General features: G+C 71.9%; 22 protein-coding genes. 11 read left to right on the top strand and 11 right to left on the bottom strand.

Features of this window, described 5'->3' with window-relative positions; all coding sequences use genetic code 11:
• Positions 1-4: 4 nt before the first annotated feature.
• A complete protein-coding gene (lysS, locus tag OIB37_RS21145) occupies positions 5-1,747 on the top strand; it encodes a lysine--tRNA ligase (protein WP_330459171.1) in 1,743 nt (580 codons plus the stop codon).
• 124 nt (positions 1,748-1,871) lie between these two features.
• Here the strand turns inward: lysS and OIB37_RS21150 are convergent, their stop codons facing one another.
• From OIB37_RS21150 to OIB37_RS21160, 3 genes are all read right to left on the bottom strand, one after another.
• Positions 1,872-3,209 (bottom strand): DUF2637 domain-containing protein, encoded by a 1,338-nt coding sequence (locus tag OIB37_RS21150; RefSeq protein WP_330461917.1) that lies wholly within the window; start codon positions 3,207-3,209, stop codon positions 1,872-1,874.
• Between the two features lie 96 nt (positions 3,210-3,305).
• Positions 3,306-4,229 (bottom strand): DUF3558 domain-containing protein, encoded by a 924-nt coding sequence (locus tag OIB37_RS21155; RefSeq protein WP_330459172.1) that lies wholly within the window; start codon positions 4,227-4,229, stop codon positions 3,306-3,308.
• A 174-nt stretch (positions 4,230-4,403) separates the two neighbouring features.
• The gene (locus tag OIB37_RS21160; protein ID WP_330459173.1) at positions 4,404-5,267 is read right to left on the bottom strand and encodes a DUF3558 domain-containing protein; all 864 of its coding nucleotides are present in this window, start codon (positions 5,265-5,267) and stop codon (positions 4,404-4,406) included.
• Positions 5,268-5,510: 243 nt separating this feature from the next.
• On the opposite strand from OIB37_RS21160, the gene OIB37_RS21165 reads away from it, so the two are divergent.
• Entirely contained in the window at positions 5,511-6,704 is a 1,194-nt protein-coding gene (locus OIB37_RS21165) for an RtcB family protein (RefSeq protein ID WP_330459174.1), read from the top strand.
• Positions 6,705-6,777: 73 nt separating this feature from the next.
• Here the strand turns inward: OIB37_RS21165 and OIB37_RS21170 are convergent, their stop codons facing one another.
• From OIB37_RS21170 to OIB37_RS21180, 3 genes are all read right to left on the bottom strand, one after another.
• Entirely contained in the window at positions 6,778-6,927 is a 150-nt protein-coding gene (locus OIB37_RS21170; RefSeq protein WP_330459175.1) for a hypothetical protein, read from the bottom strand.
• Positions 6,927-7,703 carry an SDR family NAD(P)-dependent oxidoreductase gene (locus OIB37_RS21175; RefSeq protein WP_330459176.1) on the bottom strand — a complete coding sequence of 259 codons (777 nt, stop codon included), beginning with the start codon at positions 7,701-7,703 and terminating at the stop codon, positions 6,927-6,929. The genes OIB37_RS21170 and OIB37_RS21175 overlap by 1 nt, the downstream gene beginning before the upstream one ends.
• A gap of 66 nt (positions 7,704-7,769) precedes the next feature.
• A complete protein-coding gene (locus OIB37_RS21180; RefSeq protein ID WP_330459177.1) occupies positions 7,770-8,111 on the bottom strand; it encodes a YnfA family protein in 342 nt (113 codons plus the stop codon).
• A gap of 163 nt (positions 8,112-8,274) precedes the next feature.
• Between OIB37_RS21180 and OIB37_RS21185 the strand changes: the two genes are divergently transcribed.
• The 4 genes from OIB37_RS21185 (at position 8,275) to OIB37_RS21200 (ending at position 12,425) form a co-directional block, all read left to right on the top strand.
• Positions 8,275-8,781, top strand: coding sequence for a hypothetical protein (locus OIB37_RS21185; protein ID WP_330459178.1), 507 nt, complete (start codon positions 8,275-8,277; stop codon positions 8,779-8,781).
• Between the two features lie 163 nt (positions 8,782-8,944).
• On the top strand, positions 8,945-10,030 hold the full coding sequence (locus tag OIB37_RS21190; RefSeq protein WP_330459179.1) for an LLM class flavin-dependent oxidoreductase: 1,086 nt from the start codon (positions 8,945-8,947) through the stop codon (positions 10,028-10,030).
• Positions 10,031-10,271: 241 nt separating this feature from the next.
• A complete protein-coding gene (locus OIB37_RS21195; protein WP_330459180.1) occupies positions 10,272-11,003 on the top strand; it encodes a response regulator transcription factor in 732 nt (243 codons plus the stop codon).
• Positions 11,004-12,425 (top strand): sensor histidine kinase, encoded by a 1,422-nt coding sequence (locus OIB37_RS21200; protein ID WP_330459181.1) that lies wholly within the window; start codon positions 11,004-11,006, stop codon positions 12,423-12,425. It abuts the gene before it with no gap.
• An 83-nt stretch (positions 12,426-12,508) separates the two neighbouring features.
• Here the strand turns inward: OIB37_RS21200 and OIB37_RS21205 are convergent, their stop codons facing one another.
• The 3 genes from OIB37_RS21205 to OIB37_RS21215 form a co-directional block, all read right to left on the bottom strand.
• Complete coding sequence (locus tag OIB37_RS21205) at positions 12,509-12,727, bottom strand: hypothetical protein (protein WP_330459182.1); 219 nt, start codon at positions 12,725-12,727, stop codon at positions 12,509-12,511.
• Positions 12,724-14,571 carry a phosphatidylglycerol lysyltransferase domain-containing protein gene (locus tag OIB37_RS21210; RefSeq protein WP_330459183.1) on the bottom strand — a complete coding sequence of 616 codons (1,848 nt, stop codon included), beginning with the start codon at positions 14,569-14,571 and terminating at the stop codon, positions 12,724-12,726. Before OIB37_RS21210 ends, OIB37_RS21205 begins: the two co-directional genes overlap by 4 nt.
• Positions 14,572-14,865: 294 nt before the next feature.
• Positions 14,866-15,138: a hypothetical protein gene (locus OIB37_RS21215; protein WP_330459184.1), complete on the bottom strand. Its 273-nt coding sequence runs from the start codon at positions 15,136-15,138 to the stop codon at positions 14,866-14,868.
• 126 nt (positions 15,139-15,264) lie between these two features.
• Between OIB37_RS21215 and OIB37_RS21220 the strand changes: the two genes are divergently transcribed.
• The gene (locus OIB37_RS21220) at positions 15,265-16,095 is read left to right on the top strand and encodes a M55 family metallopeptidase (RefSeq protein ID WP_330459185.1); all 831 of its coding nucleotides are present in this window, start codon (positions 15,265-15,267) and stop codon (positions 16,093-16,095) included.
• Between the two features lie 34 nt (positions 16,096-16,129).
• Here OIB37_RS21220 and OIB37_RS21225 read toward each other — a convergent pair whose 3' ends face one another.
• The gene (locus OIB37_RS21225) at positions 16,130-16,639 is read right to left on the bottom strand and encodes a hypothetical protein (protein ID WP_330459186.1); all 510 of its coding nucleotides are present in this window, start codon (positions 16,637-16,639) and stop codon (positions 16,130-16,132) included.
• 213 nt (positions 16,640-16,852) lie between these two features.
• Here OIB37_RS21225 and OIB37_RS21230 point away from each other — a divergent pair, with 213 nt between their 5' ends.
• Complete coding sequence (locus tag OIB37_RS21230) at positions 16,853-18,226, top strand: hypothetical protein (RefSeq protein WP_330459187.1); 1,374 nt, start codon at positions 16,853-16,855, stop codon at positions 18,224-18,226.
• 274 nt (positions 18,227-18,500) lie between these two features.
• Here the strand turns inward: OIB37_RS21230 and OIB37_RS21235 are convergent, their stop codons facing one another.
• Positions 18,501-19,202, bottom strand: a complete 702-nt coding sequence (locus OIB37_RS21235) for a hypothetical protein (protein WP_330459188.1) — start codon at positions 19,200-19,202, stop codon at positions 18,501-18,503.
• A gap of 533 nt (positions 19,203-19,735) precedes the next feature.
• On the opposite strand from OIB37_RS21235, the gene hemL reads away from it, so the two are divergent.
• From hemL to OIB37_RS21250, 3 genes are all read left to right on the top strand, one after another.
• A complete protein-coding gene (gene hemL / locus OIB37_RS21240; protein WP_330461918.1) occupies positions 19,736-21,052 on the top strand; it encodes a glutamate-1-semialdehyde 2,1-aminomutase in 1,317 nt (438 codons plus the stop codon).
• A gap of 68 nt (positions 21,053-21,120) precedes the next feature.
• Positions 21,121-21,768 carry a histidine phosphatase family protein gene (locus OIB37_RS21245; RefSeq protein WP_330461919.1) on the top strand — a complete coding sequence of 216 codons (648 nt, stop codon included), beginning with the start codon at positions 21,121-21,123 and terminating at the stop codon, positions 21,766-21,768.
• 79 nt (positions 21,769-21,847) lie between these two features.
• A complete protein-coding gene (locus tag OIB37_RS21250; RefSeq protein WP_330459189.1) occupies positions 21,848-23,194 on the top strand; it encodes a hypothetical protein in 1,347 nt (448 codons plus the stop codon).
• The last annotated feature ends 72 nt before the right edge of the window (positions 23,195-23,266 follow it).

The following is a 23,266-nucleotide window of genomic DNA, read 5'->3' on the forward strand; positions in this document are numbered from 1 at the left end:
GGACGTGCCGAACGTGGCTCCGAGCACCGAGACCACCGACTGGGTCTCCCGTTTCGCGGATGAGGTCATCGAAGAGTCGGAGCGCCGGGCCCCGGGCAAACCGGTCGTCGTCGCCTCCGGACTGTCTCCGTCCGGCCCGATCCACCTGGGCAACCTCCGCGAGGTCATGACCCCGCACCTGGTCGCCGACGAGATCCGCCGCCGCGGCCACCAGGTCCGGCACCTGATCTCCTGGGACGACTACGACCGCTACCGCAAGGTCCCGGCCGGCATCGCGGGCGTCGACGAGTCCTGGGCCGAGCACATCGGCAAGCCGCTCACCTCGGTGCCGGCGCCGAAGGGCTCGGCGTACCCGAACTGGGCCGAGCACTTCAAGGCCGCGATGGTCGCGTCGCTGGCCGACCTGGGCGTGGAGTTCGACGGGATCAGCCAGACCGCGCAGTACACCTCCGGTGTCTACCGCGAGCAGATCCTGCACGCGATGAAGCACCGCGGCGACATCGACGCGATCCTCGACCAGTACCGGACCAAGCAGAAGCCGGGCAAGAAGCAGCAGCAGAAGGCCGTGGACGAGGCCGAGCTGGAGGCCGAGGAGGGCTCGGGCGCGGCGAGCGAGGACGACGGCTCGTCCGGCTCCGCCGGCTACTTCCCGTACAAGCCGTTCTGCGGCAACTGCGCGAAGGACCTGACGACCGTCACCTCCTACGACGACGACTCCACCGAGCTGTCGTACACGTGCAACGAGTGCGGCTTCGCCGAGACCGTCCTGCTCAGCGAGTTCAACCGCGGCAAGCTGGTCTGGAAGGTCGACTGGCCGATGCGCTGGGCCTACGAGGGCGTGATCTTCGAGCCGAGCGGCGTCGACCACTCCTCGCCGGGCTCGTCGTTCCAGGTCGGCGGCCAGATCGTCGGCATCTTCGACGGCAAGCGGCCCATCGGCCCCATGTACGCGTTCGTCGGCATCTCCGGCATGGCGAAGATGTCGTCCTCGCGCGGCGGCGTGCCGACCCCTGCCGACGCGCTGAAGATCATGGAGCCGCAGATCCTGCGCTGGCTCTACGCCCGCCGCAGGCCCAACCAGTCCTTCAAGATCGCCTTCGACCAGGAGATCCAGCGGCTGTACGACGAGTGGGACAAGCTCGCGGGCAAGGTCGCCGACGGTTCGGCTCTGCCGGGTGACGTCGCCGCCTACACGCGTGCCGTCGGCACCGCCGCCGGTGAGCTGCCGAAGACCTCGCGTCCGCTGCCGTACCGCACCCTCGCCTCCGTCGCCGACATCACCGCCGGCCACGAGGACCAGGCGCTGCGCATCCTCAGCGAGCTCGACCCGGAGCAGCCCCTGTCCTCCCTGGACGAGGCGCGGCCCCGGTACGACAAGGCCGAGGCGTGGATCAACACCCACGTCCCTGCCGACCAGCGCACCATCGTCCGTGACGAGCCCGACGCCGAGCTGCTGAAGTCGCTCGACGAGGCGTCCCGGCAGTCCCTGGCGCTGCTGCTCGACGGGCTCGCCGAGCACTGGTCGCTCGACGGGCTCACCCACCTCGTGTACGGCGTGCCCAAGGTCCAGGCCGGCTTCTCCGCCGACGCCACGCCGAAGGAACTGCCGGCCGAGATCAAGACGGCCCAGCGGACCTTCTTCGCCCTGCTGTACCACCTGCTCGTCGGGCGGGACACCGGGCCGCGGCTGCCCACGCTGCTGCTGGCCGTGGGCCAGGAGCGGGTGCGGGCCCTGCTCGGGGCGTAAGCGCTAACGGGAACGGAAACGGGAAAGGGGCCCTCGGTGTCGAGGGCCCCTTTCCCGTACCTGCCGGATGTTCTCGCGCCCGCAGGCCGTTCCTCCGCCTGCCTGGCTGCCTGCCCGCCGGCTGTCAGGCGATGTGGTCTTCTTCCATTTCCATCAGGTGGCGCTGCTGGAAGCGGTCCACCAGGGTCTTCAGCGCGCTCGGGCTCAGTGTCGTGCCGTACGTCGCCTCGATGTTGTCACCGAGTACCCGCGGCGTGGGGTAGCTGCCGTCTATCGACTGGCGGAAGATCTGGTAGAGGCTGTCCTCGTCGGCCTCCGTGCCGCCCCCCTCGCCCAGCTCGCGGGTGCGGTTGCCGGTGACCGGGATGGGGAAGCTGCCGGTCTCCTCCGGGGACGGCTGCTGGAACTGCTCCGCGGGCTGCTCCTCGTACCACTCCCCGTACTGCTCCTCGGGGACGTACTGGGGGTCCTGCGGCGGTGTGAAGGCCGGGTCGTACCCGCCGTTGTAGTCGACCTCGCGCGGCGGCGTCTTGAACCAGGGGTTCGTCTCGCTGCCCTCGGCGCCCTCGGCGTTCTCCGGCTGCCCGGTGTTCTGGCCGGGCACCTGGGGGCTGTGGGGGCGCTGCTCGCCGGGAGGCGCCGCCGCGGGCCGGGCGCCCTGCTGGGCGACGGGCGCGGGCCGGGTTCCGGTGTCGTCCGGGAGCTGGGCGTTGCCCGTGCCCCGGGCGTCGGCCGTGACCAGTTGGGGCTGCGGCTGCGGCTGCGGCTGGGGCTGGGGCGCCGGGGGCAGGAGGGCCGGCTCGATGCCCGCCGCCGCCAGGCCGGCCGGCGCGGTGTCCGCCAGAGGGACGCCGTAGCGGGCCAGGCGCAGCGGCATCAGCGACTCCACCGGGGCCTTGCGGCGCCAGGAGCGGCCGAAGCGGGCCTGCAGCCGCGCCTGGTAGACCAGGCGTTCCTGCTCCAGCTTGATGACCTGGTCGTAGGAGCGCAGCTCCCACAGCTTCATGCGGCGCCAGAGCAGGAACGTGGGCACCGGGGAGAGCAGCCAGCGGGTGAGGCGGACGCCCTCCATGTGCTTGTCGGCGGTGATGTCCGCCATCCGGCCGACGGCGTGCCGGGCCGCCTCGACCGCGACCACGAAGAGCACCGGGATGACCGCGTGCATGCCCACGCCCAGCGGGTCCGGCCAGGCGGCGGCGCCGTTGAAGGCGATCGTCGCCGCCGTCAGGAGCCATGCCGTCTGACGCAGGAGCGGGAAGGGGATCCGGATCCAGGTCAGCAGCAGGTCCAGGGCCAGCAGTACGCAGATGCCCGCGTCGATGCCGACCGGGAACACGTACGAGAAGTTCCCGAAGCCCTTCTTGAGGGCCAGTGCGCGGACGGCCGCGTACGAACCGGCGAAGCCGATACCGGCGATGATCATGGCGCCGGACACGACCACGCCGATGAGAACGCGGTGCATCCGAGTCAGCTGTGGCACAGCCACTCGTACTCCCCTCCCCTTGCGTGTTGTTGCGCGCAACAGGGTGGCACACGTGTGCGGCGAACGTTGCGCCGGTCAGCTCTTCTTGCCGGCCGACGCGGACGGAGAGGCCTTGCCGGAAGGGGACTTGGGCGACGAATCGGACGACGGCTTCGACGACGGCTCGGCCGACTGCTTCGACGCCGCCTTGGACGGGGAAGCCGAGGGCGCCGTGGGCGAACTCGCCCCGGAACCCTTGCCGTTGGCGGCCGAGACGGAGGCGACCGTCTCCCTCGCGGCCTTCTCCGCGGCCTTGGCCAGGTCGTCGGCGTCCGGGGTCTTCTCGCCCGCGAGACCCGCGCCGTTGTAGTCGAGCGTGACGACGACGTTCTCGACCCGGGCGACGACCGTCTGCTGCTTGAAGGCGCCTTCCTTCTTCTTCAGGTCGTACCGCACCATCGTCGCCTCGTCGCCCGTCCCGGAGAACGGCTGCGCCTTGGTGTTCTTCGCGCCGTCCACGCCCTGCGCGTCCGAGACCTGCTGCGCGTAGTACGCGTGCGCCTGCTTCTCGCCGCTGCCCCGGGCCACGTCCGAGTCGAAGCGCAGCAGGGAGACGTTCAGCCAGCGGAACTGCGAGCCCTTGACGCCGTTGTTGTCCAGGCTGCTCCAGGAGCAGGAGGAGCGGTTCGCGGTGTCGTCGCTGCCGCCCTTCTTGCCGGACTTGGCACCCTTGGGCACCAGGTCGGTCAGGGTGCTCTTCGACAGCGCGGCGCACGACTCGGGAAGCTTGCCGTACGCGGCCGGCTCCACGGTCGGGGAGGCGCTCGCGGACGGCTGCCGCGCGTCGCTACCGGCGCTCTGCCGGGCGGCGGAAGCGCCCGTGTCCTTGGAGTCCCCGGAGTCGGAGGAGCAGGCGGCGGTGATCAGTACCGCGGGAACGGCTGCCGCGCACACCAGCGCACGGCGCAGGCGCTTGGCTCGCTGGTCGCCCCGGTCACTCCCCGACTGCCTGAACGGCATGGGAGGGACTCCCAGGGCACGGTCGTCTCGCTGGGCTGCTCGCTGCATGGTTCCTTCACTCGTGACGCTCGGTGTTCGTGCGGGTTCCTGCGGGGCCACCGTACGCGGTGAAGGAGGCGTGTGCTTTCTGTTCGAACGCATCGCGGACCGCGCCGGAGGGGACCCGCGGGGCCGTCATCCGTTGAGCGCGTCGGCCAGTTGAGAGGCCAGATTCTGGGCCCTGTCCTGCATTTCCGCGCTGTCGGGAACCGTTCCGGTGGCCATCGGCTGCTCCACGTACTCCAGCGTCACGACGACGTTCGACGTGCGGAACACCACAGTCACCGTCCGCTGTTCGGCCGTCGAACCGGAGGTGCTGAGCTCGTCGTCGAGGTACGCCTGGTCGCCGAAGCCGGCGAGGGTGCGGGGCTGGAGGTCGGTCGTGGCGGCGGCGGAGGTGTCCGAGGGAGAGCCCGAGGAGGGGCCGGTGCCGCTGCCGGTGCCGGGGTTCGTGGCGTCGGCGGATCCGGTCGGGGAGGCCTCGCCGCCGGCCGCGCCCGGCTGGGAGGGCGTGGCGTCCGCGGTGACCGACGCGGAGGCGGAACTGGGCGCGGGCAGATCGGCCGCCGTCTGCATCTGCGTGAACAGCTTCTGCGCCTGGGCGTCGTCGCTGACCGCGTTGTCGTACGACACCACGCGCTCGAAGTCGACCGAGAGGCGGTCGGTGGCGGCGGTGGACTCGACCTTCCAATGGCAGCCCACCTTGCGGTCGGTGTCGTAGGTCAGCGCGGCCGCGCCCCGGTACGCCCGGTCCCGCTGCACCGGGTCGGTGATCTGCCTGATGCCCGGGAGCAGGGAGTTCAGGGTGCTGTGCCCGACCGCGCCGCACGGCTCGGGGAGGGTGCGGTACTTGCCGGGCTGGGCCGCGACCGTCGTCGTACCGGTGTCGCCCGGGTTGGCGTCGTCCGTCGGACTGTCGCTCCCGGAACCGCTCGTGCAGCCGGCCAACAGCGCCACGAGGAGGGCGGCGGTGCCGGTTACAAAGGCCTTCCGGTGCACGGTCGGGCTCCTCTCGACGGTGTGCGATCCGGCGGTGGGCGACCGACGGTGGTGATCGCGTGATGCTCCAGTGTCCCCGCTGGTTAATCGCTTGCCGCAGCGGGGCGCCCCCTGGAGACAATGTGTATCGCACGCACTGCCGTGGCCGCCGGTCCCCTGTCCTTTTTCACTGACCTTGGCGCCGCTTTTGCGTTTTGTTGCTTCTCAGCCTTTTGTCGCTGTCCATGGGGGAATGAGGAAGACATGTCGTACGTCGAGATGCCCGGTGCGAAGGTGCCGATCCGACTGTGGGCGGACCCGGCCGCGGTCGAGGACGTCGCGCTGCGCCAGCTCCAGAACGTCGCCACCCTGCCCTGGATCAAGGGCCTCGCCGTCATGCCGGACGTGCACTACGGCAAGGGCGCGACGGTCGGCTCGGTCATCGCCATGCAGGGTGCCGTGTGCCCGGCCGCGGTGGGCGTGGACATCGGCTGCGGCATGTCGGCCGTGAAGACCTCGCTGACCGCGAACGACCTCCCGGGCGACCTGTCCCGGCTGCGCTCGAAGGTCGAGCAGGCGATTCCGGTGGGCCGGGGGATGCACGACGATCCCGTCGAGCCGGGCCAGTTCCACGCGCTGGCCACGGCGGGGTGGGACGACTTCTGGGGGCGGTTCGCCGGGGTCGCGGAGGCGGTGAGGTTCCGGGAGGAGCGGGCCCACAAGCAGATGGGAACGCTCGGAAGCGGCAATCACATGATCGAGATCTGTCTTGACCAGGCAGGTTCGGTCTGGCTCATGCTGCACTCCGGCTCCCGCAACATCGGCAAGGAACTGGCCGAGCACCACATCGGCGTCGCCCAGAAGCTCCCGCACAACCAGGGCCTCGTCGACCGCGATCTCGCGGTGTTCGTCTCGGACACACCTCAGATGGCGGCGTACAGGAGCGATCTGTACTGGGCGCAGGAGTACGCCAAGTACAACCGCGCGCTCATGATGGCGCTCCTGAAGGACGTCATCCGCAAGGAGTTCAAGAAGGCGAAGCCGACCTTCGAGCCCGAGATCTCCTGTCACCACAACTACGTGGCCGAGGAGCGGTACGAGGGCATGGACCTGCTCGTGACCCGCAAGGGGGCCATCCGGGCCGGCTCCGGTGAGCTCGGGATCATCCCGGGTTCGATGGGCACCAGTTCGTACATCGTGAAGGGGCTCGGGAACGAGAAGGCCTTCAACTCGGCGTCGCACGGGGCCGGTCGGCGTATGAGCCGCGGCGCGGCCAAGCGCCGCTTCACGACCAAGGACCTGGAGGAGCAGACGCGGGGTGTGGAGTGCCGCAAGGACTCCGGGGTGCTGGACGAGATTCCGGGCGCCTACAAGAACATCGACCAGGTGATGGAGCGGCAGCGCGACCTCGTCGAGGTCGTGGCGAAGCTGAAGCAGTTCGTCTGCGTGAAGGGCTGAGCGGCCGGGCCCCGGGATCGGGGCCCGGCCCTCGTTCACCTCTCGCCGTGCGTTCGTGCTCGGCCGCCTCCGCTCACTTCGCGTGGCGGACCGCGTAGATCATGACGAACGCGATGAAGTGGATGCCGAAGAGGAAGTAGGCGAGGAAGTACCAGACCTTGCGCTCGTCCTTCGTCTCCTGTTCCAGGCGGCGCTTCTCCAGGGACGGGTCCGGGTCGGGCACTACAGCTCCCGGTGGACCTTGGTGTTGGAGGCCTGGGCGCGGGGGCGCAGGACGAGGAGGTCGACGTTGACGTGGCTGGGGCGGGTGACCGCCCAGGCGATGGTCTCGGCGACGTCGTCCGCGGTGAGCGGTTCGGCCACGCCGGCGTAGACCTTCTCCGCCCTCTCCGCGTCGCCGCCGAAGCGGGTCAGCGCGAACTCGTCGGTCTTGACCATGCCGGGCGCGATCTCGATGACGCGGACCGGACGGCCGACGATCTCCAGGCGCAGCGTCTCGGCGAGGACGTGGGCGCCGTGCTTGGCGGCGACGTAGCCCGCGCCGCCCTCGTAGGTGCCGTGACCGGCGGTCGAGGAGACGACCACGACCGTGCCGTCGCCGCTCGCGTCCAGCTTGGGGAGCAGGGCCTGGGTGAGGTTCAGGGTGCCGATGACGTTCGTCTCGTACATCGTGCGCCAGTCGGCCGGGTCGCCGGTGGCCACCGTGTCGGCACCGAGCGCTCCGCCGGCGTTGTTGACCAGGACGCCGATCGTGGCGAAGGCGCCGGCGAACTCGTCCACTGCCGCGCGGTCCGTCACGTCCAGCTGGTACGCCATGGCCGAGTGTCCGGCCGCGTTGATCTCCTCCGCCAGCGCCTCGATACGGTCCTTTCGGCGGGCGGTGAGGACCACGCGGTAGCCGGCCGCGGCGAGCTGCCGGGCCGTGGCAGCACCGATGCCGCTGCTCGCGCCGGTGATGACGGCGATACGGGAGGCGGCGGACGGGGCGGCGGTGGCCATGGGCTGCTCCAGGGGAAGACGGGCCGGCGGTGTGGGTGCGGCGCTCCGGTCCAGCGTAGGCGAGCGTCAGCCGCCGTTCCTCGGGGCCCACATGATCACGGCCATCCCGGCGAGGCAGATCAGCGCTCCCGCGATGTCCCAGCGGTCGGGGCGGTAGCCGTCGGCGACCACGCCCCACAGGATCGAGCCGGCCACGAAGATCCCGCCGTAGGCGGCCAGGATGCGGCCGAAGTGGGCGTCCGGCTGGAAGGTGGCGACGAAGCCGTAGGCGCCGAGGGCGAGGACCCCGCCGGTGATCCACAGCCAGCCGCGGTGTTCCCGCACGCCCTGCCAGACCAGCCACGCGCCGCCGATCTCGAAGAGGGCGGCGACGACGAAGAGGGTGGCGGAGCGGAGGACCATCGGCATGGGGGCAGCTTCGCACGCGGGGTCCGGGGTACTGGGGTGTCACCTGTTGGAGGGCGCCTGAGGGGCGGCTCGCGTGGCATACACCGGTCGCGTGGCATACATCGGTACGGACTCGGGATTGGAAGCGGCGGCGGACGCGGCCGCGGAAGCGAGGAGTGGTGCGGTGACTGGTGTGCGGATCGGGCGGAGCGAGCGGGTCGGGCGGCTGAGGGCCTGGGTGCTGGTGGGCGGGTGGTGCGGGGTGGCCGCGCTGGGGGCGGGCGGCCCGGCGTGGGCCGACGCGGGACCCCAGGCCGACCTGGCCTTTCACGGGTCGGCGACGATGAGCGGGGATCACGTGGAGGTCCGGCTCACCCCGCGCAACAACGGGCCCTCCACCGTGCCGGACGCGAGTGTGCTGCTGCGCTGGTCGGTGCCGCTGGCCGAGCGGCAGGAGCTGCCGCAGGGCTGTGCGCGGACGGACGAGCGGACCGTGGTGTGCGGGACCGGGGCGCTGGCCGTCGGCGGGGTGGGGGAGCAGATCCGGGTGGCGGTGGCGCTGAGGGATCGGCCGTCGGAGGTGACGCTGGAGGTGGACACCGCCTGGAACGGCGGGGTGGTGGACCCGGACCGGGCGAACGACACGATGCGGGTGCTGGTCCTGGACACGGGGGACGCGTACTCCTTCTGACGCCGTATCCGCTCTGACCTGCGTTTTTCTTCAGGTCTTCCTACTCCTTGCCACTCCTCGCGGGCCGGGGCTCCCGGCCCGCGAGGAGTGGGGGAATAGTCCCGGCCGGGTGACCGTTGCAACGCTATAGTTGAACGGTCAACAACCTGGAGGGTGAGTGTCCATGCAGTTCGGGATCTTCACGGTCGGCGATGTGACGCCGGACCCCACCACGGGGCGCGCGCCGAGCGAGCACGAGCGGATCAAGGCCATGGTCGCCATCGCGCTGAAGGCCGAGGAGGCCGGGCTCGACGTGTTCGCCACCGGCGAGCACCACAACCCGCCGTTCGTGCCGTCCTCGCCGACCACGATGCTCGGTCACATAGCCGCCCGGACGGAGCGGCTGATCCTTTCCACCTCCACCACGCTGATCACCACCAACGACCCGGTGAAGATCGCCGAGGACTTCGCGATGCTCCAGCATCTGGCCGACGGCCGGATGGACCTGATGATGGGCCGGGGCAACACCGGTCCGGTCTATCCCTGGTTCGGGCAGGACATCCGCCAGGGCATCAACCTCGCCGTGGAGAACTACGCCCTGCTGCGCCGGCTGTGGCGCGAGGACGTCGTCGACTGGGAGGGGAGGTTCCGCACGCCGCTGCAGGGCTTCACCTCGACGCCCCGGCCGCTGGACGGCGTACCGCCGTTCGTCTGGCACGGCTCGATCCGCTCGCCCGAGATCGCCGAGCAGGCGGCGTACTACGGCGACGGGTTCTTCCACAACAACATCTTCTGGCCCGCGAGCCACACCAGGCGGATGGTCGAGCTGTACCGGACCCGGTACGCCCACCACGGCCACGGCACGCCCGAGCAGGCCATCGTGGGGCTGGGCGGCCAGGTGTTCATGCGGCGGAACTCGCAGGACGCGGTGCGGGAGTTCCGGCCGTACTTCGACAACGCCCCCGTGTACGGCCACGGGCCCTCGCTGGAGGAGTTCACCGAGCAGACCCCGCTGACGGTCGGCTCGCCGGAGCAGGTGATCGAGAAGACGCTGTCCTTCCGGGAGTACGCCGGCGACTACCAGCGCCAGCTGTTCCTCGTGGACCACGCGGGACTGCCGCTGAAGACGGTGCTGGAGCAGATCGACCTGCTCGGCGAGGAGGTCGTACCGGTGCTGCGCAAGGAGTTCGCGAACCTGCGCCCGGCCGGGGTGCCTGACGCGCCCACCCACGCGTCGCTGAAGGCGGCCCGGGAAGCGGCCGCCGGCTGAAGCCCGGCCCCCCGCACGGCTGCCGTGCGGGAACGGTGAGCGGGCGCCGGACGGGAACGGTGAGCGGGCGCCGGACGGGAACGGTGAGCGGGCGCCGTGCGGGGACCCCGCCCGGCCGCCGTGCGGAGACGGCGGCCGGCCGGGCGGGGTTGCCGCTGTGACGGTGAGAGGCCGGTAAAAAGGGTGATCGTAGGCCCATCGGTCCCGGCCGAACCGCCGCGCGCCTTGGCAGACTGGGGATGTGCCCCAGACTGTGCTGCTCGCCGAAGACGACCGTGCCATCCGTCATGCCCTGGAGCGTGCCCTGACGCTGGAGGGCTACGCGGTGACGGCGGTCGCCGACGGCGTCGAGGCGCTCGCGCAGGCCCACCGGACCCCGCCGGACGTCCTGGTGCTCGACGTGATGATGCCGGGCATCGACGGGCTCCAGGTCTGCCGGGTGCTGCGCGCCGAGGGTGACAGCACCCCGATCCTCATGCTCACCGCGCTGGTGGGGACCGCCGACCGCATCGCCGGCCTGGACGCGGGCGCCGACGACTACGTGGTCAAGCCGTTCGACGTGGAAGAGGTCTTCGCCCGGCTGCGGGCCCTGCTGCGCCGTACGACGCCCGCGCCGGCCGGCGCCGCGGCCCCGGCGGACGGCGGCGGCCGGGGGGCGCCGGTCCTCTCCGACCGGCAGATCGGCGCCGCCGGGATCCGCATGGACCTCCAGGCCCGCCGGGCCTGGCGCGGCCGGCGGGAGCTGGAGCTGACCCGCACCGAGTTCGAGCTGCTGGAGCTGCTGGTGCGCAACGCGGGGATCGTGCTCGACCACTCCACGATCTACGACCGCATCTGGGGCTACGACTTCGGCCCCGGTTCCAAGAACCTCGCCGTCTACGTCGGCTATCTGCGCCGCAAGCTGGACGAGCCCGGCGCACCGCAGCTGATCCACACGGTGCGGGGCGTGGGTTACGTGCTGCGGGAGGGCTGAGTGGGCCGCCGCTGGCGGCGGCCGGCCGGGTCCCGGCCCATCCGGCCCAGGCTGGTCTCCCTGCGCACCACCTTCGCGGTGTCCTTCGCGGCGGTCACGGCCGCCGTCACCATTCTCGTCGGCATCCTGTCCTACGGCTCGGCGGCGCGGCTGGTCCGCGTCGACCAGCAGTCGGTGTTCACGCAGGTCGTGCAGGACGTGCGGGACGAGGTGCGGCAGCACGAGATGTCGCCGGACGACTTCTCCTCCTCCCGGCCCGGCCACGATCTGGTCCGGCCCGCGCGTACCGATGTGCAGGTGCTCGGCGCGCGGGGGGAGGTCGTCGACGACGGCAGCCCCGTGCTGCCCGTGACCGCCCGCGACCGGACGGCGGCCGTCGCGCGCGAGGCCGGCCGGGTGGTCGAACACAGGGACGTCCGGGTCGGAGAGGACCTGTTCCGCATCGCCACCGTCTCGCTCGGCTCCGGCAGGGGCGCGGTGCAGGTGGCGCAGGAGTTCAGCGACACCGAGGACCTGCTGCGGACCCTGCAGCAGCGGACGCTGATCCTGATGGCGGCAGTCGTGGTCGGCGCGGGGCTGTTCGGCTGGTGGCTGGCCCGCCGGATCACCCGGCGCCTGGTGATCCTCACCTCCGCCGCGGAGAACGTCGCCCGCACCCGCCAGCTCGGCATCCAGGTGCCCGTCGCCGGGCTGGACGAGGTCGGACGCCTCGGCCGCGCCTTCGACCGCATGCTGGGCCGGCTCGCGCAGTCCGAGGAGGACCAGCGGCGGCTGGTGCAGGACGCGGGGCACGAGCTGCGGACGCCGCTGACCTCCCTGCGCACGAACATCTCCCTGCTGCGGCGCATCGACGAACTCCCGCCCGGCACCCGCGAGGAACTCGTCGCCGACCTCGGCCAGGAGGCCCGGGAGCTGACCGACCTCGTCAACGAGCTGGTCGACCTGGCGGCCGGGCAGTCCGACGCCGAGCCGCCGCAGCGGGTGGACCTGGCCGACCTCGCCGAGGATGTGGTGGGGCTCGCCAGGCGGCGTACCGGGCGGGAGATCGTGCTGCGCGTGAGCGGCGACACCAGTACCGACGGGCGGCCCGGGATGCTCCAGCGGGCCGTCTCCAACCTCGTCGAGAACGCGGCGAAGTTCGACCGCGGGGAGCACGGGCCCATCGAGGTCAACATCACCGGGCAGGCACGTGCGGGGACCGTCCGCGTCGAGGTGCTCGACCGGGGGCCGGGCATCGCCGAGGGCGACCTCATCCGGATCTTCGACCGCTTCTACCGGGCCGCCGACGCGCGGTCCCTGCCGGGGTCGGGGCTCGGGCTGTCCATCGTGCGCGAGGTCGCCATGGCGCACGGAGGAGCGCCGTTCGCCTACCGGCGGGAGGGTGGCGGGGCGGTCATCGGGTTCACGGTGGACGGGGGCTGAGGGGCGTACCGCCGCCGCTGTCAGCTGTCAGCTGTCAGCTGTCAGCTGTCAGCCGCCCGCCCGTGCGTCGGCGCCGTGGTGGCTCAGTCGAGCCACTCGATCTCCCACGACTGCGCGAACGACTCCAGTTCCGCCAGGTTCTCGACCCAGTAGTCGCCTCCGTCCGTCGGGGCGGCCGGGTCGTCCACGAGGAGGATGAGGTATCCGCCGGTGACGGCGGTGTCGTCGTGGATCCTCACCACGTAGCCCTCGTAGAACCCGGACACGATGCGGCCCGGTCGCCCCAGCCGGAGTCGCGTCACCCGCTCTCTCCGGCCGGGTGGGTCCGGCCGGCGGACGGGAGCGCCGGGCGCCGGCGGCGGGGAAAGGCGGGCAGGGCGGGCGGGGTGAGGAACCCCTCCGCCCGCGCGCTCGCCAGGCCGATGCGGGGGATGTCGCTGCTCTTGGCGAAGAGGAGGAAGCGGGGTTCCCAGACCGGGCGGTACTTGGCGTTGGCGCGGTAGAGGGACTCGATCTGCCACCAGCGGGAGAAGAAGGTGAGGACCGAGCGCCACAGGCGCAGGACCGGTCCGGCGCCGAGGCGGGATCCGCGTTCGAAGACCGAGCGGAACATCGCGAAGTTCAGGGAGACCCGGCGTACCTTCACGTCCGCGGCGTGCAGGAGGAGTTCGACGACCATGTACTCCATCAGGCCGTTCTCGCAGGCGCGGTCCCGGCGCATCAGGTCCAGGGAGAGGCCGTGCTCGCCCCAGGGGACGAAGCTGAGCAGTGCGCGGGGCACGCCGTCGGCGTCCCGGCACTCCAGCATCACGCAGCGGCCGTCGGCCGGGTCGCCGAGGCGGCCCAGGGCCATGGAGAAGCCGCGCTCGGTGGCACCGTCGCGCCAGCGGTCGGCGCGGTCGATGAGGAGGGCCATCTCGTCGTCGGGGATGTCCTCGTGGCGGCGGATGCGGACGGTGTAGCCGGCCCGGCGGACGCGGTTGTGGGCCTGGCGGACCACGCGCATCGCCCGGCCGTCCAGGGTGAAGTCGGCGAGGTCGACGATCGCCTCGTCGCCGATTTCGAGGGCGTCCAGGCCGTGCCGGGCGTAGACCGTGCCGGCCTCCTCGCTCGCGCCCATCACTGCGGGCGTCCAGGCGTGCCGGCGGGCCTCGGCGAGCCAGGCGTCGATGGCGCCGGGCCAGGCCTCGGGGTCGCCGATCGGGTCACCGGAGGCCAGGCTGACGCCGTTGACGACGCGGTAGGTCAGGGCCGACTTGCCGCTGGGGGAGAAGATGACGGCCTTGTCGCGGCGCAGGGCGAAGTAGCCGAGGGAGTCGCGTTCGCCGTGCTTGTCGAGGAGCGCGCGCAGCCGGTGCTCGTCCTCCTCCGAGAGCAGGGACTCGCCGCGCGGGGCGCGGAAGCAGGCGTACAGGACCAGCAGGAACGTGGCGGCGATCAGGACGTTGACGATCACGTCCGTCCAGCGGGGGGCGTGCACGGCGGACACCCGGTCGGCGAGCGGGCCGACGCTGATGCCCCGCAGGAGGGTGTAGGCGATCTCGTCCTTGACGGTGGCGCCGGACAGCTTGTTCGTCGTGTGCACGAGCAGCGTGCCGAGGGCGCCGCTGACCAGCGCGCCGCCCGCGCCGACGGCGAGCGCGAGGCGGGGGTTGGAGCGGTCGCCGATGGCGTCGAACTCACGCCGGCCGAGCAGCAGGGCGGCCACGAACAGGCCGGTGAGGGCGGCGGAGACCCAGTTGAAGGGGTGCTCGCGGTAGGGCTCGCGGGTGAGCGCGACGACGTAGAGGCAGAACAGCGGGCCGGCGAGGAGCATGTTGAAGACCCAGGCGGCGCGCTTGCGGCGGCGCATCACCACGGCCAGGAACAGCGCGAGTGCCGCCGTGATCAGACCGGCGGTGGCCAGGTAGGGCGTGAAGAACTCGCCCGCGTTGTGCTCGTGGACCTCCTCGCGGAACGGCAGTGACAGGACCGCGACGATGTTGAGCACGACCAGCAGCCGCAGATACCAGACGGTGGCCCGGGCCGCCCGCTGCCGCAGCCGGCCGGCGTCGACGGGGCAGGACCAGGGGGAGCGGAGGCGGAAGCGGGGCTTGTGTGGGGCGCGATCCTGTGGGGAGATCAGGGTCGACTGTCGAGCGGACATGGTGACATGCACCTTGGGGGAGGGGGACGGGGCACCGCAGACCCTACAGCTCGTAGGGTAACTCCGGTACGGGTGCGCGGCCATCCCTCGTACGGCGCCTCACCCGGAGCCGGCCCGGCGCCCGCTCGTCCGTGGTGCGCTCTCCCGGTCCCTGCTCGCCCGTGGTGCGCTCGTCCATGGTGCGTTCGTCCGCGGTGCGCTCGCCAGTGACCCGCTCGTCCGTGGTGCGCCGGGTGCCCTCGCAGTCCGGGGGCGGCGCTCGCCTCCTCGTCCGCGGTCAGCCGCGCGTCCCCGTCATCCGGAGGGCTCAGTGCCCGCGCGGCGCCGGTCCGCCGCCAGGGTCCACGCCAGGTTGCCCACCGCCGCACCCGCCGCCACCGCCGCGACGATCACCCCGCCGGTGGCCAGGCCGTCGCTGAACAGGTGCGGGCGCCGGTCGAGGCTGTGCAGCCCGAACCCGCACAGCTCGTACACCCCGACGGCCGCGACGGCGAGGCTGACGACCAGCAGGGTCAGGGTGGGGGCGAGGCCGGGTGCGTCGTCCTCGGCCGCCGTGCTCGGCTCCACCGGTTTCCCTTTCGCCGGCCCGCCTGTGTGCGATTCGGTGTCCTGCATCTGTTCCTCGATGAACTGGCTTGTGGCCGTGGGTTGTTGGGACACTACAGTACGTAGGGTCGGGCTAGGCTCGGTGCCATGCGAATCTTCCTCAGCGTCGACATGGAGGGTGTCACCGGTCTGGTGGACGCCGAAGACGTCCAGCCGGGCGGGCGGGACTACGAGCGCGGCCGTTCCATGATGGCCGAGGATGTGAACGCCGCCGTGCGGGGCGCGCTGGCGGCCGGTGCGACCGACATCCTCGTCAACGACGCCCACGGCCCCATGCGCAACCTGATACCCGAGGACCTGCACCCGGCGGCCCGCCTGGTGCGCGGCCGGCCCAAGCGGATGGGCATGCTGGAGGGGCTCACCGGTGACCACGACGCCGTCGTGTGCGTCGGTTACCACTCCCGGGCCGGTGTCCTGGGCGTGCTCAGCCACAGCTTCATGGGGCACGAGATCGAGGACATCTGGCTGGACGGCCGCCCCGTCGGAGAGACCGGCCTCGCCCACGCCACCGCGGCGGCCCTCGGTGTTCCCGTGGTGGCCCTCACGGGTGACGACACGGCGTGCGCCGAGATGACGGACTGGGACCCTGCGGTCGTCACGGTTCCCGTCAAGTACGCCCACGACCGCTTCGCGGCGCGGCTGCGCCCCGTGGGCGAGGCGCGTGAGGCGATCGAGGAGGGGGTCCGCCGGGCCCTGACCCCGGCTCCCGCCCGCCCGGCCCCCACCGCCGCCGAGGCCACCCTCGCCGTCCGCTGGCAGTCCGCCTCGGTCGCCGCGATCCTGCTGGGCATCCCGGGCGTCACCGCCGACGACAGCAGGACGGTACGGGCGACGGGCCCGCTCCCGGAGCTGTACCGGCAGTTCGGGGTGTGGATGCGGGTGGCGTCCTCGCTGACCGGTCAGGCGCCGTACTGCTGAGCGCCGCCGGGCCCGCACGACCGCACCGCCCCGGTCAGTGGCGCAGGGCAGTGCTCACGCTCGCGCGCACGTCGCCGTCCAGCTTGCGGTGGCTGCGGGCGGTGGCCTCCCCGGAGGCGCCGGCCGCCACGTCCTTGACCGTCACCACGACCACGTCCAGCAGATGGCCGTTCCCGTCCCGGTAATTGACCTGTACGACGAAGGACTTGGCGGAGTCGGTGGTGTTCCTCGCGAGCACCCCGACGGCGGACCGGCCGGCGTCGTCGGTACCGACGGCACCGAGGCTCACGTCGTCCTTGGCGTTCACCCCGTTCTTGACCTCGTCGAGCCTGCGCCCGGCCTCCGCCGTGGCCGAGGCCAGCGCGTCGGACGCCCTGGAGGCGAGGGACGAGGCGGCGGAGGCGGCCGCCGAGGCCGCCCTGCTCGCGGTGCCGGAGGAGCTCCCGGCGCCGTCGGAGCACCCGGCCGCCGCGACCCCGACGGCCACCGTCACCAGGGCCGCGCCCATCGCGCTCCGCGCACTCCGTATCCAGTGCCGTGTCATCCTGCGCCTCCGCTGTCGTGCCGGATCACCGTCCTGTCCTCAGTGAAGGGGCTCACGGCGTGACCCGCATGCCGGGCGAGGTGCCCGGGTCGGCCGCGCGCCCGAACGGCCGACTGCCGCTCGCGGGGACGACCGGCGCGGGATCTGCTGCTGCCAGAGACCCGACCGCGCGGGCACGGGCGCAGGACACGGCGGAGGCGGAGGAACACGGCCATGGCGCAGCAGGAGCCGACCGGGCAGGACGGGGACGGGGCCGCCGGCAGGGACCGGGCGGAACTGGCCCGGCTGCGCGCACGGGTCGCCACGCTGGAGGCCGGGCAGCGGGAGGGCGGACCCCGGCGGCACCGGGTCCGGTCCGCGCTGGCCGCCGTACTGATCGTCCTCGGCTGCGTCCTCGCGCCGCTCGCCGTGGTCGCGGCCTGGTCCGCCGACCTGGTGGGCGACACCGACCGCTACGTCGCCACCGTCGCCCCGCTGTCCGCCGACCCCGCCGTCCAGAACGCCGTCGCCGACCGGGCCACCGACGCCGTCATGGACCACCTGGACCTCTCCACCCTGCTGCGGGACATCGGCCCGAACGACCGGCCCCTGGCCGAGAAGGCGCTCGGCGCGCTGGGCGGCTCGCTCCAGGCGGCGGTGCGCAGCTTCGTGCACGACAAGGCGCGGGAGGTCGTCGCCTCCGACGCCTTCGCCGCGATCTGGCGCGACGCCAACCGCCGCGTCCACGCCGCCGTGGACAAGGCGCTGACCGGGAGCGGCGGCGGAGCGGTCAAGCTCGAGAACGACGCGGTCACCATCGACCTCGCCCCGGTGATCGAGCAGGTCAAGACCCGCCTGGTCGACTCCGGGCTGACCGTCGCCAAGAGGATCCCGCAGGTGCACGCCCAGTTCACCGTCCTGCGGTCCGACGAGATCGGCCGGCTGCAGACGTACTTCCGGCTGCTGCAACTGGCGGGCACCTGGCTGCCGGTCCTCGCCGCCCTGCTGCTCGCCGCCGGTGTCCTGGCGGCCACCCGGCGCCGCCGCGCACTGGCCGCCGCCGCGCTGGGAGTCGCGTTCGCCGTCCTCGTCCTCGGCATCGGCCTGACCGTCTTCCGGGCCGTCTACCTGGACAAGCTGCCGAGCGGGGTGTCCCGCCCGGCCGCCGCGGCCGTCTACGACACCCTCACCCGGTTCCTGCGTACGGCGGTCCGGGCACTGGTGGCCCTCGGCGTGACCGTCGCCGTCGCCGCCTGGCTGACCGGACCCGGGCGCCACGCCCGGGCCGTCCGGCAGGTGTGGCACGCGGGCCTCGCCGCGGCACGCGCGCAGACGGACCGGTTCGGCCTGCGCACCGGCCCCGTCGGGCCCTTCCTGCGGCGGTACCGCGCCTGGATCACCTGGCTCCTGGTCGCGGCGGCCGTCGTCGCGTACGTGCTGTGGAGCCATCCGACCGGCTGGGTCGTGGTCGGCCTCGCCCTGGCCCTGCTGTTCGCCCTCACGCTTCTCGACTTCCTCGCTGTGGAGGAGACCGGACCGCCGGTGGAGGAGAGCGCCGGACCGTCGGCCGGGGGGCCGGGGCCGGCGCCCCGGAGCCGGGCCCGGTGACGAAGCCGCAGTCGTCGCAGTCGCAGTCGCAGTCGAAGCCGAAGTCGGCGCCGAAGCCGCAGCACTGTGGTCCGGCACCTCGGCGGCCCGGTCCGCGACCGTAAACAACTACCGGAATGGTTATCCGGTTTCCGGCTTTCCGGTATTCGCGCCGGAATTCACCCTTCGCCAAGGGTGACAAGCAGACAAAGAGGGGTTTTCGGCGGAGTGCCGGACGCCCTTTTGGGATAAACCCCCGCCCGAAAGTTCCGCCGGAACCCGGGAAGGACTCGGCTCAGGGCCACACCAGGCAGTACGGCTGGTGCCCCGCCTCGTGCAGGCGGTGGCTGAAGTCCTGCCACTCGTGCAGCAGTTGGTAGACGTTGAAGGCGTCACGGGGGCCGCCCCGGTCCGGGACCGTGGACCAGATGAACGCGGCCGCGCCCACCGCTTCCTCGCCGATGTCGCGGAGCGGGTCGACGACGGTCATGGGCAGCTTGACGACGGCGTAGTCGGGGTGGAGGACGACCAGTTCCAGGGGCGGGACCTTGTGCAGGGGGACGCCCTCGATGCCGGTGAGGACCATCGCGGCCATCGTCTCCGGCTTGATCTTGGTGAACATGCCGTTCATGCCCAGCTCGTCACCGCCGAGTTCCTCGGGGCGCATGGAGATCGGGACGCGGGACGCGGTCGCGCCGTCCGGCGCGCCGAAGTATTTGTAGGTCACCCCCACCCGACCACCATTCCTGCTCTCCGCCCGGAGGCGGTCGGCCCCGTGGTCGAGCCGGCGGTCGGCCGGTTGGTCCAGTTGCTGGTCCAGATGCCGGTCGGCCTGCCGGTCGTACCGCTCGGGCTCGCTCGGTACACCCTGTGCCTGACGTGCGTCGGCGTGACGTGCTTCGGCCGACTCCTCCGCTTCGCGCCGGTGCCTTCCCCGCCGGGCACGTCGAGGACCCAGGTCGTCAGTCCCCTCGCCCAGTCCGCCACCGCGATGCATATCTCCACCCGACTGCTTTTCTAGGACGCGTGGCCCCCGCCGCGCAACCCGATCATCGTGTCAGTGACCTCCCCCACGGCCGCCCGCCGAAACGTGCGGTGAAAACATCCGGTCCGCGGGATCCTCCCTCTCCCCGATCATTACGTGCCGCAGGAGCTGTGCGTATCAGGTGTCAGTCTCGCAGATGGCGGAAGACCGGCCGGGAGACCGAGCCAGGGCGGCGGGAACGAGGGGGCCGGCCGGTACGGGAGGGGCGGGAGAGACGGTTGAGGCACCTCACGGCAGGGGGTCCGGCACGTGGCCGGACGCCTGCCCTGATGCCTGCCCCGACGCCCGCTCGGTGACCTGTCCGTGGCCGGCCCGGGGACCTGTCCGGGGCCGGTTCGGGGCTTCTCCCGGGGCCTGCCCGGGCCCTGTCCGGGTACCCGCCGGGGCACGCGGTTGTCCGGGTGGTGACCCGCTCCGCCTACCCTGAGGAGGTCACCACGCAACCGGATTCCGAGATGCCGGAGAAGTCGCACGCCATGAGCGCCCTGAGCGAAACGCCCTATCCCTACGAAGCGCCGGTCTCCCAGGCGCTCTTCGACCGCGCCTCCGTCGTCACGCCGGGCGGGGTGAACTCCCCGGTGCGCGCCTTCCGCGCGGTCGGCGGCACGCCCCGCTTCATGGTCTCCGGCAGCGGGCCGTACCTGACCGACGCCGACGGACGCGAGTACGTCGACCTGGTCTGCTCCTGGGGTCCGATGATCCTGGGGCACTCGCGGCCCGAGGTCATCGCCGCCGTGCAGGACGCCGTGTCCCGCGGTACGTCGTTCGGTACGCCCGGTGAGGGAGAGGTCGCCCTCGCCGAGGAGATCGTCGCCCGGATCGAGCCCGTGGAGCAGGTGCGGCTCGTCAGCAGCGGCACCGAGGCGACCATGTCGGCCATCCGGCTCGCCCGCGGCTTCACCCGCCGGTCCAAGGTGATCAAGTTCGCCGGCTGCTACCACGGCCATGTCGACAGCCTCCTTGCCGCCGCCGGGTCCGGCGTCGCGACCTTCGCGCTGCCCGACACCCCGGGTGTCACCGGCGCCCAGGCCGCGGACACGATCGTGCTGCCGTACAACGACCTGGAGGCCGTGCACGAGGCCTTCCACCGGCACCCGGGCGAGATCGCCTGTGTCATCACCGAGGCCGCGCCCGGCAACATGGGCGTCGTGCCGCCGGACCCCGGGTTCAACGAGGGGCTCAAGGACACCTGCCGCCGCAACGGCGCGCTGTTCATCTCCGACGAGGTCATGACCGGCTTCCGTACCAGCCGGTCCGGCTGGTACGGCGTCGACGGGGTCAAGCCCGACCTCATGACCTTCGGCAAGGTCATGGGCGGTGGCTTCCCCGCCGCCGCGTTCGGCGGCCGGGCCGACGTCATGGCGCACCTCGCGCCCGCCGGCCCCGTCTACCAGGCCGGCACCCTGTCCGGTAACCCGGTCGCCACCGCCGCGGGCCTCGCCCAGCTGCGCCTCCTCGACGACGCCGCGTACGACAAGGTCGACGCGGTCTCCGCGCAGATCCAGGGCCTCGTCACCGAGGCGCTGAACCAGGAGGGCGTGGCGCACCGGCTGCAGACCGCCTCCAACATGTTCTCGGTGTTCTTCACCGACCGTCAGGTGCGTACCTACGAGGACGCCAAGCGGCAGGAAGCCTTCCGCTTCAACGCCTTCTTCCACTCGCTGCTGTCGAACGGCGTCTACCTGCCGCCGTCGGCCTTCGAGTCCTGGTTCGTGTCCACGGCCCACGACGAGCGGGCCCTCCAGATCATCGCCGACGCCCTTCCGGCGGCGGCCCGGGCCGCTGCGGAGGCGACCGCGTGAGCAACAACGGTGACAACAAGGCGGGCGGCACCGAGGCCCGCGACCAGGACATCACCGTCGTTCACCTCATGCGGCACGGCGAGGTCCACAACCCGGAGGGTGTCCTCTACGGCCGCCTGCCCGGCTACCACCTCTCCGAGCTGGGCCGGAAGATGGCCGAGCGGGTCGCCGAGCACCTCGCCCCGCGTGACATCACCCACGTCGTCGCCTCGCCGCTGGAGCGCGCGCAGGAGACCGCCACCCCGATCGCCAAGGCGCACGGGCTCGACCTCGCCACCGACGGGCGGCTGATCGAGGCCGACAACGTCTTCCAGGGCAAGACCTTCGGTGTCGGGGACGGCGCGCTGCGTAACCCGGACAACTGGAAGCACCTGGTCAACCCGTTCAAGCCGTCCTGGGGCGAGCCGTACATCGACCAGGTGGTCCGGATGATGGGCGCGCTCGACGCGGCCAAGGACCAGGCGCGCGGGCACGAGGCGGTGCTGGTCAGCCATCAGCTGCCGATCTGGATCGTGCGGTCGTACGTCGAGAAGCGGCGGCTGTGGCACGACCCGCGCAAGCGGCAGTGCACGCTGGCCTCGCTGACCTCGTTCACCTACCGGGGCGACCGGATCGTCGCGGTCGGGTACAGCGAGCCCGCCATCGACCTGGTCCCGGCGCACCTGCGCGCCGGCGCCAGACCCCAGCCGGGCAAGGGGAAGGCCTTCGGGGCCTGAGCAGGCCCGTTGGAACCTTACGATCCGTCATGTCATCTGACTGGGTGAACCAGTAGTAGCCGTGACGGATCGGGGAACCATGCACACCTTCTCCCGGCGGGGAATACTCGGCCTCGGCGCGGGCGCGGCGGCCGCCGCCGGACTCGCCGGGTGCGGGGACCAGAAGCCGGCCGGCGGCCATGTGGACGGTGCCGGTCCGGGTTCCGCCCGGGGGAGGGCGAAGGCCGGGCGGGGCGCCACGGCCGGCCCGAGCCCCAGCCCGAGTCCGCGGTCCATCGGCGACGGCTCGACCTCGTTCACCGGCCGTCAGCCCCACCAGCCCGCCAGGCCCGAGCCGCTGGAGCCGGGACAGACCCCGCCGCAGTTCGTGATCTTCTCCTGGGACGGGGCCGGCGAGGTCGGCAACGGACTCTTCCCGCGCTTCCTGGACCTCGCCAGGGAGCACGGCGCGAGCATGACCTTCTTCCTCTCGGGGCTGTATCTGCTGCCGGAGTCGAAGAAGCGGCTCTACCGCCCCCCGAACAACCCGCGCGGTGCCTCCGACATCGGCTACCTCACCGACGCCCACGTCCGGGCGACCCTCACCAACGTGCGCCGGGCGTGGCTGGAGGGGCACGAGATCGGCACCCACTTCAACGGCCACTTCTGCGGCGGCTACGGCACGGTCGCCAACTGGACCCCGCGGCAGTGGAGGAGCGAGATCGAGCAGGCCAAGGGGTTCGTGAAGGAGTGGCGGACCAACACCGGCTGGACCGAGCTGCCCCCGCTGCCGTTCGACTACGACAAGGAACTGACCGGCGGCCGTACGCCCTGTCTGCTGGGCCAGGACAACCTGCTGCCCACCGCCCGCGAGCTGGGCTGGCGCTACGACGCCTCCTCGCCCGGCGGCCGGCAGGTGTGGCCCGGCAAGCGGCACGGCGTCTGGGACCTGCCCCTGCAGCAGATTCCTTTCCCCGGACACTCCTTCGAGGTCCTGTCGATGGACTACAACATGCTCGCCAACCAGTCCGTCAACTCCACCAAGGCGCCCGCCTACAACTACCCGCACTGGCGCAGGCAGTCCGCACAGGCCTACATATCCGGATTCCAGCGGGCATACGAGACAAACAGGGCGCCGTTCTTCATAGGCAACCACTTCGAGCAGTGGAACGGCGGCATCTACATGGACGCCGTAGAGCAGGCCTTCAGGCACATGGCCCGGGAGAAGGAGAGGGGCGGGGACGTACGGCTGGTCTCCTTCCGGCAGTTCGTGGACTGGATGGACGTGCAGAAGCCCGAGGTGCTGGCCCGGCTGCGCGGGCTGGACGTCGGGCAGCGGCCGGACGGGGGCTGGAACGCTTTCCTGCGGGACGCGGGGGACGCCGGGGATGCCGGGGACGCGAAGCGGGCGGGGAAGGCCAAGTCGGCCACCTCCGGCGGGGCGTGAGGGATATCCCGGAATGTCCCGTGTAAATACGGGCTGAAATGCGGTTTTCCGCCCGACAGGGGGGCGCGCGAG

The sequence above is a fragment of the Streptomyces sp. NBC_00820 genome, assembly GCF_036347055.1.
In the GTDB taxonomy this organism is placed as follows: Bacteria; Actinomycetota; Actinomycetes; order Streptomycetales; family Streptomycetaceae; genus Streptomyces.

Bases quoted from the DNA above. Each gene is read 5' to 3' on its own strand.
- OIB37_RS21150 (WP_330461917.1), bottom strand. From the start codon at position 3,209: ATGCACCGCGTTCTCATCGGCGTGGTCGTGTCCGGCGCCATGATCATC.
- OIB37_RS21155 (WP_330459172.1), bottom strand. From the start codon at position 4,229: ATGCCGTTCAGGCAGTCGGGGAGTGACCGGGGCGACCAGCGAGCCAAG.
- OIB37_RS21165 (WP_330459174.1), top strand. From the start codon at position 5,511: ATGTCGTACGTCGAGATGCCCGGTGCGAAGGTGCCGATCCGACTGTGG.
- OIB37_RS21175 (WP_330459176.1), bottom strand. From the start codon at position 7,703: ATGGCCACCGCCGCCCCGTCCGCCGCCTCCCGTATCGCCGTCATCACC.
- OIB37_RS21180 (WP_330459177.1), bottom strand. From the start codon at position 8,111: ATGCCGATGGTCCTCCGCTCCGCCACCCTCTTCGTCGTCGCCGCCCTC.
- OIB37_RS21190 (WP_330459179.1), top strand. From the start codon at position 8,945: ATGCAGTTCGGGATCTTCACGGTCGGCGATGTGACGCCGGACCCCACC.
- OIB37_RS21210 (WP_330459183.1), bottom strand. From the start codon at position 14,571: ATGTCCGCTCGACAGTCGACCCTGATCTCCCCACAGGATCGCGCCCCA.
- OIB37_RS21220 (WP_330459185.1), top strand. From the start codon at position 15,265: ATGCGAATCTTCCTCAGCGTCGACATGGAGGGTGTCACCGGTCTGGTG.
- OIB37_RS21225 (WP_330459186.1), bottom strand. From the start codon at position 16,639: ATGACACGGCACTGGATACGGAGTGCGCGGAGCGCGATGGGCGCGGCC.
- OIB37_RS21230 (WP_330459187.1), top strand. From the start codon at position 16,853: ATGGCGCAGCAGGAGCCGACCGGGCAGGACGGGGACGGGGCCGCCGGC.
- OIB37_RS21235 (WP_330459188.1), bottom strand. From the start codon at position 19,202: ATGCATCGCGGTGGCGGACTGGGCGAGGGGACTGACGACCTGGGTCCT.
- OIB37_RS21245 (WP_330461919.1), top strand. From the start codon at position 21,121: ATGCGGCACGGCGAGGTCCACAACCCGGAGGGTGTCCTCTACGGCCGC.
- OIB37_RS21250 (WP_330459189.1), top strand. From the start codon at position 21,848: ATGCACACCTTCTCCCGGCGGGGAATACTCGGCCTCGGCGCGGGCGCG.